Here is a 1,866-nt window from a genome sequence, read left to right on the forward strand (position 1 = left end):
ATGGATGCCGTCATCGCCAAAGGCATGGCCAAAGACCCCGACCAGCGCTATGCCACCACCGTGGAATTCGCGCACGCCGCCCGCGAGGCGACCACAGCGCCGCTGCCCCGACCGGTCTGGCCCGGTCAGCCCACCGCGGGCCCGACCGACGGCCAACACACCCAACTCGCCCCCACCGGGGCCGCACCCATCCTGCCACCGCCGCTGGAGGTAACGCCCACCCCGCAGCGGCCGGGGTGGCGGCGCCCCCGCGTCGTGATCCCCGCGCTGCTGGTGATCGCGGTGCTGATCGTCGCCGGTGTCTTCGCCGCCGTGAACCTCTCCCAACACCACAACAACACGCCGACCGCCGCGTTCACCGGTATCTACACCGCCAACTTCGACCCTGATACCGATCTCGACGGGAAACCGCATGAGGGTGCGGTGCCGAAGACGGAAACCTGGGGCCTGCGCTCGGTGTGCCGCTCGAGCGGGTGCGTGGCCACCTCGGCACGGCGCAGCGGCGACACCACACTCGTGTCGACGTTGGTGTTCGACGAGGTCGGCGGGCGCTGGCTGGCCGTCGGCCTCGGCTCCGGAAGGTGCGGCAACGCTCCCGCCGAATACTGGGAGGTGTTCATGCTGCGGCTCCGTCCCGACAACACCCTCGCCGGTGAATACAGCGCGACGTCGACGGCCAGCGACGCCGACAATAACTGCGGCTTCAAGCGGGCCGTGAGCTTCACCCGCACCGGCGACGTCGACGTCACCAGCCTGCCCGACCCGGCCGGCCAGCCGCCGCGGGTAGTGTCGCCGGCCCAAGCGCTGCACGGCCACTACCGCAGCACGGCAACCTTCTCGGACGGGGCCAAACAGGAGTCCGACGACGCGGTCCGGACCGACTGTCTGCGCAACGGCGATCGGTGCATGAGCTACTTCCACAACCCCGACGGTGCTAGGGCGCTGGTCTTCGGCGGCGGGACGTGGACCTACGACCGGGAGGGCGATCATCCGTGTCCGGGCGGCGGCACGGTGCACTGGAAAATCACCGCGCAATATCCGCTGCCGCAACCGGTGCGGGACCCGATCACGGTGCTGACCGGGCACGGCCACCGCGAACATACCGGCGCCTGTTTTGTCGGCCAGTGGGATTTCGACGACAAGTTTGAGCGCACCGGCGACTAGAGAGTCATCCCCTTTCTGGGGCTTCTGCTCACGAAGGCTGGCGACCCAAGCGCAGCGGGCCCGGCCATAACGTGGACCCGTCTTCTGCTGGCTCGTCGATTTTGACCGGGCATGCAGCCAGGGAAGCTGGGTCGCGGGCGCTATATGCGGTTGCCGTGCAATCGTTTCCGGCAAGCCGACCACACCCGGTTCCTGAACCCACAACTAGCTGTTTGTTCTGCGACACGAATCGGTGCAGACGATGCCGGCGCGGGTCGCCGCCTGCGTCAAGGGACCAATGCTCCTGGCAGCCGGGGACAAGCGGCCCTACGCCCAGCCTCGACGCGGCACGAGAATGGGCATTCCAGCACACAGCGGAGGATCGCTGCGCTGACCAGCGCACCGGGTGCGGCGAATTGCGTCGATTAGGGGCGAAAAGATGAAACCGGTGCACACACCGGCGGGATCCGAGATAGAGGGCACGCCGTTTGGGCGTTACCGGCTGATCGAGCTGTTGGGCCGCGGCGGCATGGGCGAGGTGTGGCGCGCCTACGACACCGTGATGGATCGGGTGGTGGCCCTGAAGCTGTTGTTGGCCAATGTCGCCGAGGATCCCGCCTATGTGGAGCGGTTTCGCCGCGAAGCCCACGCCGCGGCCAGCCTGGACGAGCCGCACGTCATCCCCATCTACGACTTCGGCGAGATCGACGGACGACTGTATGT

General features: G+C 67.8%; 2 pseudogenes. Both read left to right on the forward strand.

Going from position 1 to position 1,866, the window contains the following annotated elements:
• Positions 1–1,164, forward strand: a pseudogene (locus A5678_RS27435) (serine/threonine protein kinase); the annotation flags it as partial.
• Positions 1,165–1,582: 418 nt separating this feature from the next.
• Positions 1,583–1,866 (forward strand): annotated as a pseudogene (locus A5678_RS03110) (hypothetical protein); the annotation flags it as partial.

It is taken from the genome of Mycobacterium sp. E2733 (assembly GCF_001667585.1).
In the GTDB taxonomy this organism is placed as follows: Bacteria; Actinomycetota; Actinomycetes; order Mycobacteriales; family Mycobacteriaceae; genus Mycobacterium.